Raw genomic sequence first — 16,882 nt, 5'->3', positions numbered from 1 at the left:
TTAAAGGATGATTATCCGTCTCATCTCCCCTATAATGTTCTTTAGAAATAATGTTGAGGGGGATATTATGAAAGCCGTTTATAACCGATTCCTGTTTTGGTGGGAAAAGTATTCACGAATAATTAAGACTGTTTTTGTAGTTTCAATTGTCTTATTTGTTGTCCATGCTTTGACCGACTTTTTTAAAACAGTTGACTGGCATAAAGTGGGGGTTGGCCTCACCAATTTATCATGGTGGTCACTGTTGTTATTACTGGTAATGGGGATCATTGCCGTCATCCCAATGTTGGGGTATGACTTTGCCATCGTTCATTTTCTACCAGGCAAGTTCAAGCGAAGCTATATCATTCGTTGCGGGTGGATTACCAACACTCTCACCAATATTGCTGGCTTCGGTGGTGTCCTGGGGGCGACAATGCGCGGCTACTTTTATCGGAAGAGTGCCAGCCGTAAAGACATCTTGCTCGCCATTTCAAAGATTGCAGTCTTCCTCTTATCAGGATTATCGGTCCTGTGCTGGCTTGCATTAATCATTATGTTTGTTTTCCATCACGGTGGACACTTTAACCAATATGCCATCTGGCTCGTTGCCGGAGGATTATACTTCCCGATTGTTTTCTATTTTACATTAGTTAACGACAACAAAGTCTTTGAAGACGTAACCCCTAAGATTGAGGGATTGCTAGTAACTTCATCCACATGTGAATGGTTGTTTGTGGCCCTCTTCTTCTTATTAGTTGGTTGGTGCCTAGGTGTTCGGCAAAACCTCATTGCTGTCTTACCACTGTATGTCGTGGCCCAACTGCTGGGAGTTATTTCCATGATTCCAGGAGCACTGGGGTCCTTCGATGTTATGATGATGTTCGAACTGTCACTTCTTGGTGTGACCCGACCCACAATCATCATTTGGTTGCTCCTCTTCCGGATTTTCTACTATATTGTTCCATTAGTCATTGCGGGAATCATGTTCCTCCACAATTTAGCTACCCAAGTTAATGAATACTTTGATGGTTTGCCATTAACCATTTTGCAAAACACCGCCCATTTCTTAATAACCCTTTTCTTGTACATGTCAGGATTATTAATGCTCTTGGCAGCCTCGGTACCTGACCTCACGGCGCAGAATAAATTTCTCGCTCAACTATACCCGTTCACCTTTTTCTTCCTCCACCAACTCAGTTCTGTGCTTTTTGCCATGGCACTGCTCGCAGTCGCTCGAGGAATTGAATCGAAGGTGGCTAAGGCGTACTGGCCGGCCTTAGTTCTCCTGGTGATTGGGATTGCCAATACTATTTGGAACTTAGGGACGATTAGTCTGACCATCTACCTGGCCCTTGTCCTGTTCCTGATCATTCTGTCTAAGCACGAACTATACCGAGTGAAGCTCCAATACTCCATTGGTAAATTTATGATCGACTTAGCCATTTTTGCGGGGTCCTGCATTCTTTATGTGATCGTTGGGGTTATCAACTCACCTGAATATTCAAAACTGCACCGCGTCCCGAACTTCTTCCTCTTTCCTGGTGAGAAAGTCTGGGTATCTGGACTACTGGGGCTGGTAATTGGGTTAATTCTTCTAATGATTATGTTGCGGTACTTTACCGGGGGCTTCGATCCATTTAGCGGGATTCACTCATTTGATGCTGATCGAGCACGAGCTGTGATTAAGCAGTTTGGGGGTAGTCAGATCAGTCACCTGACTTTCCTGCGTGATAAGAACCTATACTATTACCAGGATCAAGGACAGGACCAACTCTTCTTTATGTACCGTCAAAAATACGACCACCTCATTATCATGGGGGATCCGGTCGGTAATAAGAACATGATTCGACCGGCACTCCGTCAATTCATTTCTGAAGCCGATCGTTACGGTTACCAATTGGTCTTTTACGAAGTCTCTGGGGAAATGACCATGCTTCTCCATGAGTTTGGTTTTGACTTCATTAAAACTGGCGAAACGGGGTTAGTTAAACTAGCTGACTTCACGCTTGCTGGAAAACGTCAACGATCACAACGGGCTTTGATGCACAAGTTTGATCGCGAAGGTTACCAATTTGCAGTGGCGAAGCCACCGTTTGATGACCACTTCATGAAGGAACTAAAGGCCGTTTCAGATGACTGGCTAGGCAAGCAAATTGAAAAGGGCTTCTCCCTTGGTTTCTTTGATAACTACTACATTCAGCAAGCACCTGTCGGGACCGTCCGTGATAAGGATGGCAAGCTAGTGGCCTTTGCTACCTTTATGCCAACTGGCAGTAAGCGGATTTTAACAATTGACCTGATGCGCCACAGTCACGAAGCCCCATCTGGGATTATGGATAAAATTTTCATCAGTATGTTCTTATATGGACAAGAGAATGACTACACATACTTCGACTTGGGAATGGCACCATTATCCAATGTTGGTGAATACCAATTCTCCTTCCTGGGTGAAAAGATTGCCCACTTCATTTACGAATACGGTTATCGCCTGTATGGATTCCAAGGATTACGGCGCTATAAAGATAAGTATGCTGACGAATGGGATTCCCGCTATACTGCTTTCCGGAAACGAGCTTCCATCATTAGCTCAATGATTAGTCTAGTCACAGTTGTCAACCAGCGCGCTGACCAGCCAGAGAAGCGCCTGCTCTTCTGGTGGTTACGAGCATAAATTGCCGATTTTTCACAATTGACCTATAATAGCCTTGTAAACGGTTACTTGGCTATTTTTTTATTATAGGAAGGCGAATAATATGGCTACTGTTTATCTATCAGCTAAATTACCAAAAGTTGCAAGCAAGATGCTTGATCAAGCAGGCATTGATTATGAAGTATTTGATGGTGATGGTCTGATTACCAAAGATGAATTATTAAAGCACGTCACCGATTGCAAGGTTTTAATTACCCCACTCTCCACGCAAGTCGACAAAGATGTTATTAATGCCGCACCAAATCTAAAGTTAATTGCCAACTTTGGTGCTGGATTCAACAATATTGATACGGACTACGCTCGGACCAAGGGCATTGACGTTACTAACACGCCATTTGTTTCTTCGACAGCAACAGCCGAAGTGGCTTCTGGTTTAGTTATTGCGTTAATGCGGCGGATTGTTGAGGGTGACCATCGAATGCGGACAATTGGCTTTGATGGCTGGGCCCCGCTCTTCTTCCTGGGTCATGAATTAGCCGGCAAGACATTGGGAATTGTTGGTTTAGGCAGTATCGGCCGTGGGGTTGCTCAACGGTTGCACGCCTTCGATATGAAGATTATCTACACACAGCGTCACCAAGCTGATCCAGCAACCGAAGCCCATTACAATGCTGAATACGTCAGCCTAGATGAATTACTTAAGCGGGCCGATGTTGTAACACTTCACTGCCCACTGACTCCTGAAACGCATCATATGATTGATGCTCCACAATTTGCAATGATGAAGGACAGCGCAATGATCATTAATTGTGCACGGGGGCCTGTCTTAAATGAGGATGCCTTACTGAAGGCATTGCAGGGCCACAAGCTCGCCGGGGCTGCTCTTGATGTCTACGAAGCAGAACCAAACGTGGCGGATGGCTTTAAGAAATTGAAGAATGTCATTTTGACCCCACACATTGGGAACGCCTCATTTGAAGCGCGGGATGCGATGGCCAAAATTGTTGCTGGCAACGCCCTCAACGTTTTGAAGGGTGAAAGTGCCCAGTACATTGTGAATAAATAACAGCAACTTAATTTAAAATAACGGGGATAGTTCCCTTTATAATTAAAAGTGTCAGAGTACACAAAGGGCTCTAGTGTTCGTAAAAACCGAACGCTAGAGCCCTCTTTTGCTTGCTGAGATGTGAAGACAAAGTCATAAATGACTTCCGTCAAGTTCTGGTTAGTCGCAATTCAATAATTAAATTTCCTTAGCGAGGTAATCATACAACATCTCGTGCTTAATTTGTTTGGTATCGTAACCAAGAATCTCAGCAATTTGGTAGGCATAAGCAAGTGCCGTTGCCGGTCCTCGTGACGTAATAACCTTGCCAGCGACATCCACTACAGTAATATCTTCATGGAAACGAGCTGTTGGCACTTCTTTGGATATTTGTTGGTCAAAGCCTGGGAAGCAGGTATAATCATGACCATCCAAGACCCCATAACGAGCTAAAGCAATGGGAGCAGCACACATCGCAGCATCCCACTTGCCAGCTTTTTGACGCTTTTGCATAATTTTCATCAATTGATCATTATCGCGCAGCTTTTCAGCACCGCCACGACCGCCAGGGAAGGCCACAACATCATAATCTAATAATTGGTCCCCTAAGACCTCATCACAGGTTAATTCAATTCCATGGGCACCAGGAACCTTCATGCCTTCTAGGCCAACCATCTTAGTATCGATCCCCATCCGGCGTAAAACATCTACGACAGTTAAGCCTTCTACTTCTTCACAACCGGGAGCAAATACAACTGCAACTGTTGCCATTAATAATTCCTCCAATCTAATTAGTGTAAAAATGCGTTCACTTTATTCATCATAGCATCTGATTCTGGGATTTGGTAAATTGGGAAAATGTGGAAAAGGTCCCGACCAACTTCAAATTGAACAGGTATCTGGGCCTTCCGTAAGCGACAAACGAACCGGGCACAGTCGGGATACATAATTTCACGCGTCCCGGCAATAATCATTACCCTGCGAAAACTAGATAAATCACCATTCATCGGACTTAGTTGGTAATTATCATGATTAGTATTATCAGCCCACAGGTTGGCGACCCGCCGTAAGCCAGCTACTGATAGTGTGACATCGGCATCCGCATATTTAGCAATCGTTGGATTTTTCAGGTCCAAATCCAACCACGGGGAAATCAAGATTAATCTTCCCGGTTGCGGCTGTTGCTTGGCGGCTAAGTATTCACAAAAACCAGCCGCAAGGTTCCCCCCTGCTGAGTCTCCTAAAATTGTAATATCACTCGCCGGGGTGTGGGCATAAATCTGCTGGTATAGCTGACTAATTGCTTGATAGGCGGCCTTAAAGTTATGCTGGGGAAGCATGGGATAAACGGCTACGTATACCCGTGCGCCAGTTTTTTCCGCCAGCCGGTTAGCATACTCCCATTGTTCCTTCATCGGTTGAGCAAAAAATGCTCCACCTGGCAGATAGATAATGGTTGATTGCATTTCATCATGTTCATTTAAAACAAAGGTGGGCATCGGCGCTTGTCCCATTTCCCGGACCGTCACCGTAAACTTAACGGCGGGTAAAGCGAATTCTTCTGCATTATCCGTTTCCGCCTGTTTAATTACCTTGGCAAACCGCTCCGGATCCTCTAAGTTCTTCTTGAATTCGCTCAACTGAATCCCCATCTCAACAAAGGTGGCCTTCCGGGAACGGTGATCGCCACACTTGGTCAAGTCACGGACGCTATGGCTAAAATTATTCGCCAACTGGGCAGCGATTGTTTGGTGTAATTTTGATAACCTCTTCATGAGCATAGTGCTCCTTTGTGAAATTCACTAGACATATCAGCCTAGAATGTCGATAAATACTAGTTTAATCGTAACACGATTAAGTCGAAAGACAGTATTCAAATTATTAAAAATATATTTTAAACTAGAAAAAGGGAGATGCAGTAGACTTATGCACCAAGAATCATTATTTAATCAACCAGATAATAAAAATACACCGCTCGCTAATCGGGTCCGGCCACGCACCCTGGACGAATTTATGGGACAACACGAGCTGATTGGTGATGGAAAAGTATTACGTGATCTTATTGAAAGCGACCAAATTTCTTCGCTTATTTTCTGGGGTCCACCCGGCGTCGGCAAAACAACCCTCGCTGAAATCATTGCTCATCAGACAAAATCACACTTTGTTACCTTTAGTGCCGTCACGAGCTCCATCAAGGATATTCGTAAGATCATGCAAGAGGCAGAACAAAACCGCGAATATGGTGAACGGACAATCTGTTTCATCGATGAAATTCACCGTTTTAATAAGGCCCAACAAGATGCCTTTCTCCCCTTCGTTGAACGCGGAAGTATCATCTTAATCGGGGCAACAACAGAAAATCCGTCTTTTGAGATTAACTCGGCTTTACTATCGCGGTGCAAGGTCTTTGTTCTAAAATCACTATCGACTGCCGACTTAGTCAAAGTCCTTCAGCGAGCCCTCCACCATCCTGATGGATTCCCTAACCTAACCATTAAAATCAGCGATGAGCTTCTCCAGCAAATTGCCGTCTTTGCCAATGGTGACGCCCGCGTAGCTTTGAATACTCTCGAAATGGCCGTCTTAAACGGTCACCGGCAGGATCACCAAGTAACAGTCAGTGAAGCTGATCTTAGTCAAATTATCAATACGAAATCACTCCGCTATGACCAACATGGTGAAGAACATTACAACATCATCTCCGCCCTCCATAAATCAATGCGTAACAGTGACGTTGATGCCGCCATTTATTGGTGTTCACGGATGATTGATGGTGGTGAAGATCCGCTTTACATTGCTCGTCGCCTCGTACGTTTTGCCAGTGAGGACATTGGCTTAGCTGATACTAATGCCCTCAACGTTGCTATTAACACTTTCCAGGCCTGTCAGTTCTTAGGAATGCCTGAATGTGACGTTCACTTAACGGAATGTGTCATCTACCTTTCATTAGCCCCTAAATCAAATGCTGCTTATGTTGCTCGTCAAGAAGCACATGCAGCAATTAAAAAGAGTGGGAACCTTCCTGTACCACTCCAAATTCGGAACGCACCAACCAAGTTAATGAAAGAATTGAACTATGGTAAAAATTATCAGTATGCTCATGATACCAAGGATAAGTTAACAAATATGCAGACGATGCCGGACAAATTAGTTGGTCAGCACTTCTACCACCCGACTGAACAAGGGCGCGAAGATCGATTCAAAGCCCGGTTGCAACAAATTGCTGAATGGCACCGGCAACATCACGACTAAAATAAAAGATCCAGATTGGCGAAAAACCAATTTGGATCTTTTATTTATTATCCTATTTGTCGGCGACTCTTGACCGCCATCGTCAGGACCAAAATTAAAGCAATGATGATTAATACCAATGCCGTCACCACAATATTATGGTACCCACTATAAAGAATTTGCCGCATCTCCGGCAATAGGACAGTGGGCAGATGACTGGCAGTTCTCGCATTTGACAGTTGGTTAAGCATCCCCATCGTAATGTGGTAGTGGGCATGTTGAATTCCGGACAAAAGAGAATGATTCAGAATAACCCCGTAGATTGCTGACATGAAAGTTTGACTTAAGATCCGAAGCAAGTAACCCATTGAGGTCGCGATTGGCACATCTTGCAATTCCGCATCCGTTTGGACATTGATCTGCAAGATGTTAAATACAAGACCGACCCCAAAGCCTTCAAAAGCCCCAAGGATAAGTAACAGCCAAAATGGCGAATGCTGACCACCGATCATCAAGCCCATAAAAGCAACGAAGATGGTGAAGGCGCCAATGGAAACCAACTGATACTTATTTAACCGGTCTTGGACAAAGGGGACCAGTTCTGAACCCAAGAAATTGGTAAACGCTCCTGGAATCTGGGTCATTCCCCCAAGCAGGGCACTCAAACCGAGAATCCCCTGGGCCCACATTGGAATATAGATAATAAAAGCAATGAAGGATCCCCAGATGATAATGAAGAGCAGAAAGTCTAGGACGAGTTCATGGTTGGTAAACAACCGACTAGGGACAATTGGATCCACAGCTTGACGGTCTACGCGAACCATCCAGTACAGGAGGCCACAACCAATAATGGCGAGGGCCACTACGATCAAGGACGAAATCGTGCCGATCAATTGAACAGCTACGAGGATCAGAATCAGGCTGACTACCAGTAATGAAGCGCCAAGATAGTCAACGGGCTTACCAGCTGCTTGTTTCTTGACGTTTTGGTAAAAGATAGCCACGATCGTAATGGCCACCAGGGCAATCGGGATGTTGACATAGAAGACCCAGTGCCAGCTCCAGGTATCAACAATCCAGCCCCCAAGGAGCGGTCCAATGATTGAGGCTGTTCCAAAACAAGCTGATGAAATCCCCAGCACCGTCGCCCGTTGCTTTAGGTTAGCGTAGATTTCAGCATAGACGATAAACGGGATTGTGTTCATTCCACCAGCGCCAATCCCCATTATTGCCCGGGCAATAATAAAACAGACAATATTGGGGGCTAACCCTTGGAAAATGGCCCCGACCATAAATAATGATGTGGCCGTAATATATGCCTGCTTGTTACCCTTATGCTCACCATACTTGCTCCACAAGGGCGTGGCAACTGCCATTCCAAAGAGGAAAATGGCCACAATCCAGCCCATGTATTGAATGGCGTGCAAATCACTAGTAATCGCCGGTAGGGCTGTATTGACAATCGTCCCATCCATTCCTGCCATGATGTTAGACAGTAGTAATGCGCCCGTCACAATTGTTCTTCGTCGTGCCAGATCCAAATCATCATCTCCATTCACGAATATAAAGAGGGTGCGCCAATTGGTTCACCCTCTTAATCGTCATATATCGTACCGATTTTTGGTACGTTTGTAAATCATTAATTATTTGTGTTGCAACAAAGTTCCTAAACGTCGCCAATCATCCTTTACTGTTGGTTCCAGTTTGCGTCGGTACAAAACAGCTGCGGGATGATACATCGGAAAAAGTTTATAGGAATCCGTCGTCCATTGATAACCCTGTCCATCAGCAGTTGCTTTCTGAATGGGCCGAGTGATCAGTTGGCCGTGAAGCTCGCCAATATTCGCTTGCGGTCCCAGTAACCGTTGTAAAGCAGTATTACCTAAGGGAACAATGATTTTCGGATCCACCTGGCCTAACTCCCAGTCAAACAATTTGGCAAAGGCCAGCACTTCTCCTTTGGTTGGCGTCCGGTTAGGCTTTTTCGTGATTATTTTGCCACTTTGCCGGTCCTTAACCCGCTTAACCGAATATGGCCGTTGACGGACCACACTGGTGATGTAGATCGTTTGTCGTGAATAGCCAATTGATGCCACCATCTTCATCAATTCTTTCCCGGAAGCACCAGAAAAAGGAATATTGTGCACTTCCTCATGACGCCCAGGGGCTTCACCAACCAGCATCAGGTCCGGATGGAGCAACCCTTGCCCGGGAGTAAAGCCGGTCAATTTTCGGCCCGCCACTCGTTGGCGGACCTCAGCTAACAGGTCGTGGGGATAATTGATAACAACCATCAGCGTACTCCTTAACCGTTCCGTCGCCATTTATGATCAGTCAAGATCCGGGCAACAATCAAGCCTAGTGGAAGGAAGACAACAATCAACAAGGCCTTAGTCATCCACAGGGTTCCCACATTGATCGAGGTTAATCCCATGTTGTACATAGCCTGATACATATATAGTCCTGGAATCATGATAACGATCGATGGAACAGTAAGTGAAATTTGAGGATAGTGTAACTTCATCTTCACGAATGAAGCAATAAGTCCCGCAATCAATGCGCCAATGAAAGCACAGGCACCAGCTGGAATATGCGTCCAATCAACTAATTCCAACCGGGTCGTGTTAGCAACTGCCCCAATCAGTCCGGCCAGAGCCGCCATTTTAGGCGTCGAGTTAAACATAATTGAAAAGCCGAAAACACCACCAAAACTAGCTGGAATTCGTAAAAGCAACAGCGCAAGTGGCGATAACGGCCAAGCAGCTAATGTTCCTGGCCGTAAATGAACCGCCATGGCAACAATCCAACCTACGAGGGTCGCTACCACAATGATTGCCACCGCATAGGTCAGCCTTTCCAGGCCCGACCGCATATCCAATTTGGAAATGTCCAGGCCAGACGTAATGAATGGGAAGCCGGGAATAATGAACAGCATTGCTCCAATATAGCCCGTTTCATGGCGATCACTAATATTGAAAAAGTACTGCATCCCCATAAACGACAACAAATAGACAATGCATGCAACCGCAACGGCCAAGGCGATGCAGGCAAACAGGGTAATGTGGCGATCAGCAATCTTCCGCCGCACGTAATTTCCTAGTCCGGCACCAATAAAGCAGCACAGCATTTCTACCGGGCCTCCGCCAAGCAAAAAGACAAAGCAGCTGCATGCCAGGGCCGCTGCTAGGGCGACATGGATTGGGCTGTACTTGCCACGCGAATGCGCGATCTTTTCCAACCGCTGGTGGATTTCACCAATTGTCATTTCTTCTCCCCGGTCCCGGAAGTCGTGAATGAAGCGTTCCATCATCGACAACTTAGCGGTATTAACCCCCGTTGTGGGTAATGATAGTGCCTGGGTATATGCGTGGTGAGCATCCATACAGGTGTATTCCAACGATACCAACCCGATATCTGCCGAACAGGTCATCTTGAGTTTTCGAGCAACGATGTTCATCGAATCCCGGACCCGCCAAGCACCTGTTCCGTACGCCAGCATCATCAAGCCAATGCGCCCAACAATAGCAGCTCGTTCAACTAAGTTGGCTTCTTTAGCTGGGGTGAAATTATCATTCGTAAAGAAATCCTGCCAGGGAATCGCCATGTGGTGGTGTTTTGAAAGGTGTTCCGCTGGCTCAAAGCCCTCAAATGGGTTTGATTGATCAGAATTATGCATGACTATTGCATCCTCCGTTAACTGCAATTCTTAAAGTTCACAACTAATATTATACGAACCTTGTCAAGCTAACGGCTTTGGCGCAAGTACAGGGTGACTTGTTGTCCTGCTTGGCGACCAAAGACAACGGTCTCGGCAATGGAATTACCACCAACCCGGTTATTACCATGTAATCCTCCGGCAACTTCACCCGCGGCAAAGAGGCCTTTGATAATATTGCCATTGCCGTCGAGCACCTGGGTCTTTGGTGTAATGTGAATTCCCCCCATCGTGTAGTGAACCGCCGGAGCAATATGAATAGCACCAAACTGTGGTTGTTCAATCGGTCGATCCATTCCGGTAGTTCGGCCAAACTGTGCATCGTGGTGGCTAGCAACAGATTTATTCCATTTTTGAACAGTTTCAACAAGATGATCAGGATCTATCCCTAATTTATCCGCCAGTTGGGTTAAGGTGGCGGCCTTCTTCACCAGGCCCACCTGATCGTAGAAGTCAATGGCTTTAACGCGGTCACGAATTCCCTGATCAAAGATTAAATAAGCACTATGTTCTGGCAAGGCCGTAATAGCATTGGAAACAATTTTCCGAGTATTTAATTCATTAACAAAGCGTTCGCCATGTGCATTTACAAGAATGGCCCCTTCGCCACGCACGGCTTCCCCAATCAAATAGACGTGGGGCTGGTCCTGCTGAACAGTGGGGTGAACCTGGACGAGGTTCATTTGCATTAATTCTGCCCCAACTTCTTCCGCCAGTTTTAAGCCATCACCAGTTGCTCCTGGCTGATTAGTCGTCTTATAGTTGGCCAAATCAGGCCGGTACTTCTTCAAGATTTCCTGAGAAGCCCCGAAACCACCAGTAGCCAAAATAACAGCTCCGGCATTAATATGCCGGTCAACACCATTAATGGTGACTTTCACCCCACTAATCCGGCCATTTTTCATTTGTAAATGCGTTACTCGTACTGGCTGGAAAACAGCAATTTGTTCTTGTTGAACAACTGCCAGGAGGTGCTGGATCAAGAACCCGCCAATTGGTGCCATGCTGGCTGGCCGGTGGGTTCGTTTCTGACTCATTCCACCGGTAACGGTAATATCATCGAGGTGAATGTCATGGTCAGCTAGCCAATCAATTGCTGGGGCAGTGTGGTAAACAAAGTAACCCAACATATCCTTATCGTTTAGACGACCACCATCTTGGTAGGTTTCATGATAAAAGTCGGCAACGTTATCAATAATGCCGTGTTTCAACTGAATATTCGTTTCTGCCGCATTCATTCCAGACGATGCACGGTTAGTGTTGCCACCTAATTTATCTTCTTTTTCTAATACAGCGACTGTCATTCCTAATTCATGCGCTTGAATAGCAGCCGTTAGTCCAGTCGCACCAGAACCGACAATAACGACATCATACTGATCTTGCAATTGACTAATGGGGGTTGGTTGAAACTTTGTTGCCATCTTACTTCTGGTCCTTTCTATGACTGAATGAATGCCGTTTACTGTTCTGCTTCATCTTATCCTTAGCTTCGTTAAACCGGTCTTTCATCCGTTGACGACGATCAGCATTAGTCATCTTTAAGGTATTCATCCACTGATCATATTGTTCCGCCATTACTTTGCCAGTTGCTAGAGCAGCATCCCGCAGGGTAGTTCCCTCCTTCGCCGCCTTTTGGGCAATCTTCGCACTATCATGGTAACCGATATGCGGCGATAAGGCAGTCACCGTCATCAGAGAGCGGTCGACTAACTCGGTCATTCGTTTCTTATTAACAGTCATCCCGTGAACAAGTTTATCTGTAAAACTCTTAATTGTCCCGGTCAGGATATTGGTTGATTCGAGAAATGTGTAAATCAAGACAGGCTTGTAAACGTTCATTTCGAAGTTTCCTTGCGATGAAGCCATTGTGATCACCGTATCATTACCGAACACCCGCAACGCAGCCATCGTCACTGCTTCCGCCTGGGTAGGGTTGACTTTTCCGGGCATAATGGACGAACCGGGCTCGTTGGCAGGAATATTCAATTCATCGTACCCCGCGCGAGGTCCCGAAGCTAAGAAACGAATATCCTGGGCGATCTTAAACATATCCGCGGCTAATGACTTGAGCGCACCATGGACCACATCAAGGCCGGAGTGATTAGCTAATCCATAGAATTTATTACAATCGGCAGTAAATTGGTGATCATAAACCCTGCTTAGCTTATCCGCAATCGCACTGGCCATCCCCGGAGCGGCGTTTAATCCGGTTCCTACGGCTGTTCCCCCAATTGCTAATTCCAAAAGGGTTGGTGCGAGAGTTTGGATAAAGGTTAAGTCGTGTTCCAAGGCCGCAACGTAACCAGAGATTTCCTGGCCAAACGTCATTGGGGTGGCATCTTGAAGGTGAGTTCGTCCAATCTTAACGGTATCCCAGTATTTGTCTTCTTTGACTTTCAACTCAGCAATTAAGTGTTTAACAGCCGGTTCCAAGCGATCCAATGCTTCAATTGCCACAATATTCATTGCAGTTGGGAAGGTATCGTTCGAACTCTGTCCTTTGTTAACATCATCATTCGGTAAAATCTCAATATCCGGATTAATTTGATGGGCTTTGTGAGCAATTACTTCGTTCGTGTTCATATTTGTTTGCGTTCCCGAACCAGTTTGGTAAACCTTGAGCGGGAAGTCATGACGAAGGTCATCATCACTTAATGCCAGTAAAGTATCGATCGCCTTAACGATCAGTTTCCCTTTGGCCGGTTCGATCTGCTTCATTTCCATATTCGTCTGTGCAGCGGCTTTCTTAATTTGCAAGAGCGCCCGAATGATTGCAATGGGCATATACGGGCCAGTAGGAAAATTACGAAGACTCCGCTGGGTCTGGGGCCCCCACAATGCATCCGCCGGAATTTCGACGGGACCTAAAGTATCAGATTCGGTACGGTAAGCTGCCATGATATGACCTCCAAATGATTTAAAATTCATTACCACTATCATACTGGGTTAAACTAAAAAAATCATCCAGAAAGCTGGATGATTTTTGGACTAATTTTCAATAGTAATTTTCTTGATCACAATATCTTTCTTTGGCTTATCCATCCGGTTACGTTTGGTCAAACTAATTTGCTTGGCAACGTCCTGACCCTCAATTAATTGACCGAAGACGGTATGGTGTCCATCTAACCATGGCGTGCCACCATGTTGTTGATAGTAATCAATAATATCTGCTGGATATCCAGCCATCTTCATCTGGTCAATCATGTCAGCTGGGACATGTTCGGCAGTGACGATAAAGAATTGACTACCATTGGTATTAGGGCCCGCATTGGCCATCGATAAGGCGCCATTCAAGTTGAAGAGTTCATCTGAGAACTCATCTTCAAATGGCCGACCAAAAGAACTTTCACCACCGCGACCGGTTCCAGTAGGGTCACCACCCTGAATCATAAAATCAGGAATCACTCGGTGAAAAATTACCCCATCGTAATAATGATCCTGGGCTAATTTAATAAAGTTCTCCACCGTTTTTGGTGCTTGTTCCGGGAATAATTGAATGGTCATTGCCCCGGCCGTTGTTTTCATGATGGCAACGGGGCCATCGGCTTGTGACAAGTTTAATTGTGGGTAAGTCATTATCTAATCCTCATTTCGTTAGTCTTTGCTGACGCGGAGTACACAGGCACCTTTAATATCCCCGGCCTTTACGTACTTCAATGCTTCGGCAGCTTGGTCAAGGGCATACTCATGGACTTCTGGGTGAATATCCAACCGGTCAGCTAAGGTCAGGAATTCTTCACCATCACGACGGGTATTTGATTCAACCGACGTTAACGTCTTTTCGTGGAAGAGGTGCTTCTGGTAGTTCAGCTTTGGCACATCAGTCATGTGAATTCCGGCCATGGCAAGCGTCCCACCAGGAACTAAACTTTCCAATGCCGGTAATACGATGTCACCCACCGGAGCAAAAATGATCGAAGAATCTAGAGGTACTTCGGACAGGTCATAAGCCCCCTTTGCTTCAACGGCACCTAATTGCAGGGCAAACTTACGAGCATCAGCGCCCCGGGTAAAGACGTGCACTTCAACCCCTTGAGCTAAAGCAATCTGTGCGGTAATATGAGCCGATCCACCGAAGCCGTACAGTCCAAGACGGCCCCCTGCTGGAACATTTGCCCGTTCATACGCCCGGTAGCCAATTATTCCGGCGCAAAGTAGCGGAGCAGCTTCCAAGTCATTGAACTTTTCTGGGATCCGGTACGCAAATCCTTCTGGAACAGTCACATACTCGGCATAGCCGCCATCATGATCCCAGCCCGTATAAACAGAGTGGGGACAAAGGTTTTCATGTCCTGACCGGCAGAACTTGCAGACTCCACAAGCATGACGGAACCATGGAATACCAATCCGTTCACCTTTCTTGAACCGTCGTGTTTCTGGGCCAAAGGCGACCACTTTACCAACAATTTCATGACCAGGGGTAACGTGCTCGTGATGAACAGGTAAATCCCCTTCTGTAACGTGTAAATCAGTGTGACAAACACCACAAGTTAATACCTTTACTAAAACTTCACCACGTCCAGGAGTTGGAACTGGCTTAGTAACCAGCTTTAACGGTGCTTCTGGGCCGTCCAGTGGGCCCGGGGTAGTAACTTCCCAGGCCTTCATTGTTTCAGGAATATGATCTTCTGACATTTTTCAGCCCCTCACTTTCTTCAAGACATTTACACCTTTATTGTAGACTTTTTCACATTAATAATACAAAAGAAACGCCTATTCATAACGTCGTGCTAATTGACGACTAGTATTAACCCACTCTTCCTGTTCCGTTTTGGGATCAAAGTCTTCATTAATACTGGGATCATCTTGTGCCGCCGCTTCCAAGCCAGCGACCCCGCCGATATCATCAATGATCCCCTTCCCGGAACCAGCCAATAATTGGGCTTCCTGGTTAGTCAACGATGTCCGCTTCTTGGTAACTTCTTCAATAGTGACTTTAAATGACCATGAATCACCAAAGTCATAGTCAAGGATCAGTTGGTCACCTTGTTTAAATTCACCCAACCAGTGCAGAGTGATATTTTCTCCATTATCCAAGTATGGTAGCTGGTAAAGATCCTTTCCATGTTTCAATGCATATAAGTGAGAACCCCCAGCATGAAAGGCTGCCAAGATAAGGTAACAAAAGTCATCTAGTCTGGTTTCACCACTGACCGCTAGTTGACGCCACATCTTGGGGTGGTAACCAGTTAGTTCAACCCGGACATGGTAACGGTGGTTGCTGTACTTACGAGCGTGATACAGCAGGGCTCGGCGGCGTTGTAACTCCGACTCAGCACTATGCAGCATTCGCTCTAAACGGAACCCTTGCAGTGTTGGTGTCGTGTCGTCAATGGCTTGACTCACTGCTTGGGTAAATTCATCAAAATCCGCGGCCGAGAATAAGGCCTGCGCTTTTAAAAAGCGGGCTAATTCGCGAAAAGCAGCCCGCATCCCCCGCAACTTCGTCATTGATGATCGTTCATCATTACGACTCGCATAATCCAAAATATAGTAATAAGGCATGGTTAAGTCGTCAATAATTGACTGGCCTAGTTCCGCAACATAGCTCATGTAATCATTGGCATAGTCCAGGTCACGGTCAATAATGGCATCACTTTTCTGATGGTGAATCAATGCTTTCTTATAGTCAGTGGTAATTTGTTCAGTCACCGCCGACTCATTCATGACATCATTCAATGATGATGACCGATACAGGTATTGACGGTTGTGTTCATTCAATTTGGGGTGTGCTGGCAAGGCAAAATCGTTGATTACGTACTGTTTAAACACATCAATAACCGATTGAGCATCACCTGTATCAGGGTTTTGCAAGCGAATACTCTTTGCTAATTGCAGCGAAACGACCGCATTACTTGGATCTTCATCCCAGTGAATTACTCCCGGCTGATTTAAGAGATTCTGAAAAACTTGGAGCCGTTGTTGGATGGCGGCCGGAATAGGCGCCATGAAATTAACACTGGCCAGCTGGTAATCACGAATCATCCCGATCTTTCCCCGTGGCACTGGTAATGCTTCTAGTAAATGTAAGAATTCCCGTTTAAAGGCAGCAACAAATGAACGTGAATCACTAAACTGTTGCGGGTGTCTGACAATTACAGGGATCGATAGAAGATTGTTCATGACGATCATAAAATCACCGACAACGCGGACAGACCAACTCGTCGCCTTCAACACCTGCTGGGCATCCGTTGTCCGAGTATTCGCATGTAAATGCTGGGCCACATTTCTCTCAACCATGATTAACACTGCAATCACT

12 protein-coding genes and 1 pseudogene are annotated in these 16,882 nt (G+C 45.8%); 3 read left to right on the top strand and 10 right to left on the bottom strand.

All coding sequences use genetic code 11. The annotated features are described in order from the left end of the window. Positions 1-67: 67 nt before the first annotated feature. Entirely contained in the window at positions 68-2,653 is a 2,586-nt protein-coding gene (gene mprF / locus FD27_RS02710) for a bifunctional lysylphosphatidylglycerol flippase/synthetase MprF (protein ID WP_057749152.1), read from the top strand. Between the two features lie 82 nt (positions 2,654-2,735). After that, positions 2,736-3,698 (top strand): 2-hydroxyacid dehydrogenase family protein, encoded by a 963-nt coding sequence (locus tag FD27_RS02705; RefSeq protein WP_057749150.1) that lies wholly within the window; start codon positions 2,736-2,738, stop codon positions 3,696-3,698. Positions 3,699-3,875: 177 nt separating this feature from the next. Here the strand turns inward: FD27_RS02705 and FD27_RS02700 are convergent, their stop codons facing one another. Further along, positions 3,876-4,448, bottom strand: a complete 573-nt coding sequence (locus FD27_RS02700) for a DJ-1 family glyoxalase III (RefSeq protein WP_057749147.1) — start codon at positions 4,446-4,448, stop codon at positions 3,876-3,878. Between the two features lie 20 nt (positions 4,449-4,468). Further along, complete coding sequence (locus FD27_RS02695) at positions 4,469-5,452, bottom strand: alpha/beta hydrolase (protein ID WP_057749145.1); 984 nt, start codon at positions 5,450-5,452, stop codon at positions 4,469-4,471. Between the two features lie 151 nt (positions 5,453-5,603). Between FD27_RS02695 and FD27_RS02690 the strand changes: the two genes are divergently transcribed. Further along, a complete protein-coding gene (locus FD27_RS02690; RefSeq protein WP_057749141.1) occupies positions 5,604-6,929 on the top strand; it encodes a replication-associated recombination protein A in 1,326 nt (441 codons plus the stop codon). Between the two features lie 47 nt (positions 6,930-6,976). Here the strand turns inward: FD27_RS02690 and FD27_RS02685 are convergent, their stop codons facing one another. The 8 genes and pseudogenes from FD27_RS02685 to FD27_RS08690 form a co-directional block, all read right to left on the bottom strand. Continuing rightward, positions 6,977-8,449, bottom strand: a complete 1,473-nt coding sequence (locus tag FD27_RS02685; RefSeq protein WP_057749397.1) for an MFS transporter — start codon at positions 8,447-8,449, stop codon at positions 6,977-6,979. Positions 8,450-8,551: 102 nt separating this feature from the next. Next, complete coding sequence (locus FD27_RS02680; RefSeq protein WP_151495801.1) at positions 8,552-9,202, bottom strand: uracil-DNA glycosylase; 651 nt, start codon at positions 9,200-9,202, stop codon at positions 8,552-8,554. Positions 9,203-9,213: 11 nt separating this feature from the next. Then, the gene (locus FD27_RS02675; protein ID WP_057749138.1) at positions 9,214-10,584 is read right to left on the bottom strand and encodes a threonine/serine exporter family protein; all 1,371 of its coding nucleotides are present in this window, start codon (positions 10,582-10,584) and stop codon (positions 9,214-9,216) included. Between the two features lie 68 nt (positions 10,585-10,652). Continuing rightward, entirely contained in the window at positions 10,653-12,044 is a 1,392-nt protein-coding gene (locus FD27_RS02670) for a flavocytochrome c (protein ID WP_057749135.1), read from the bottom strand. 97 nt (positions 12,045-12,141) lie between these two features. After that, positions 12,142-13,521, bottom strand: a pseudogene (locus tag FD27_RS02665) (class II fumarate hydratase); the annotation flags it as partial. 90 nt (positions 13,522-13,611) lie between these two features. Then, positions 13,612-14,199 (bottom strand): peptidylprolyl isomerase, encoded by a 588-nt coding sequence (locus FD27_RS02660; protein WP_057749132.1) that lies wholly within the window; start codon positions 14,197-14,199, stop codon positions 13,612-13,614. 18 nt (positions 14,200-14,217) lie between these two features. Next, a complete protein-coding gene (locus FD27_RS02655) occupies positions 14,218-15,258 on the bottom strand; it encodes a zinc-dependent alcohol dehydrogenase family protein (RefSeq protein WP_057749129.1) in 1,041 nt (346 codons plus the stop codon). A gap of 78 nt (positions 15,259-15,336) precedes the next feature. Further along, positions 15,337-16,863, bottom strand: a complete 1,527-nt coding sequence (locus FD27_RS08690; protein ID WP_235803000.1) for a plasmid pRiA4b ORF-3 family protein — start codon at positions 16,861-16,863, stop codon at positions 15,337-15,339. Between the last annotated feature and the right edge of the window lie 19 nt (positions 16,864-16,882).

The organism is Limosilactobacillus frumenti DSM 13145 (assembly GCF_001436045.1).
Classification (GTDB): Bacteria; Bacillota; Bacilli; order Lactobacillales; family Lactobacillaceae; genus Limosilactobacillus; species Limosilactobacillus frumenti.
The sequence above is the reverse complement of the archived record's forward strand: the minus strand, read 5'-3'. Positions and strand labels throughout refer to the sequence as shown.

Excerpts from the sequence above, each read along its gene's own strand:
- FD27_RS02700 (WP_057749147.1), bottom strand. The coding sequence starts at position 4,448 with ATGGCAACAGTTGCAGTTGTATTTGCTCCCGGTTGTGAAGAAGTAGAA.
- mprF (WP_057749152.1), top strand. The coding sequence starts at position 68 with ATGAAAGCCGTTTATAACCGATTCCTGTTTTGGTGGGAAAAGTATTCA.
- FD27_RS02680 (WP_151495801.1), bottom strand. The coding sequence starts at position 9,202 with ATGGTTGTTATCAATTATCCCCACGACCTGTTAGCTGAGGTCCGCCAA.
- FD27_RS02655 (WP_057749129.1), bottom strand. The coding sequence starts at position 15,258 with ATGTCAGAAGATCATATTCCTGAAACAATGAAGGCCTGGGAAGTTACT.
- FD27_RS02690 (WP_057749141.1), top strand. The coding sequence starts at position 5,604 with ATGCACCAAGAATCATTATTTAATCAACCAGATAATAAAAATACACCG.
- FD27_RS02670 (WP_057749135.1), bottom strand. The coding sequence starts at position 12,044 with ATGGCAACAAAGTTTCAACCAACCCCCATTAGTCAATTGCAAGATCAG.
- FD27_RS08690 (WP_235803000.1), bottom strand. The coding sequence starts at position 16,863 with ATGGTTGAGAGAAATGTGGCCCAGCATTTACATGCGAATACTCGGACA.
- FD27_RS02660 (WP_057749132.1), bottom strand. The coding sequence starts at position 14,199 with ATGACTTACCCACAATTAAACTTGTCACAAGCCGATGGCCCCGTTGCC.
- FD27_RS02675 (WP_057749138.1), bottom strand. The coding sequence starts at position 10,584 with ATGCATAATTCTGATCAATCAAACCCATTTGAGGGCTTTGAGCCAGCG.
- FD27_RS02705 (WP_057749150.1), top strand. The coding sequence starts at position 2,736 with ATGGCTACTGTTTATCTATCAGCTAAATTACCAAAAGTTGCAAGCAAG.
- FD27_RS02695 (WP_057749145.1), bottom strand. The coding sequence starts at position 5,452 with ATGAAGAGGTTATCAAAATTACACCAAACAATCGCTGCCCAGTTGGCG.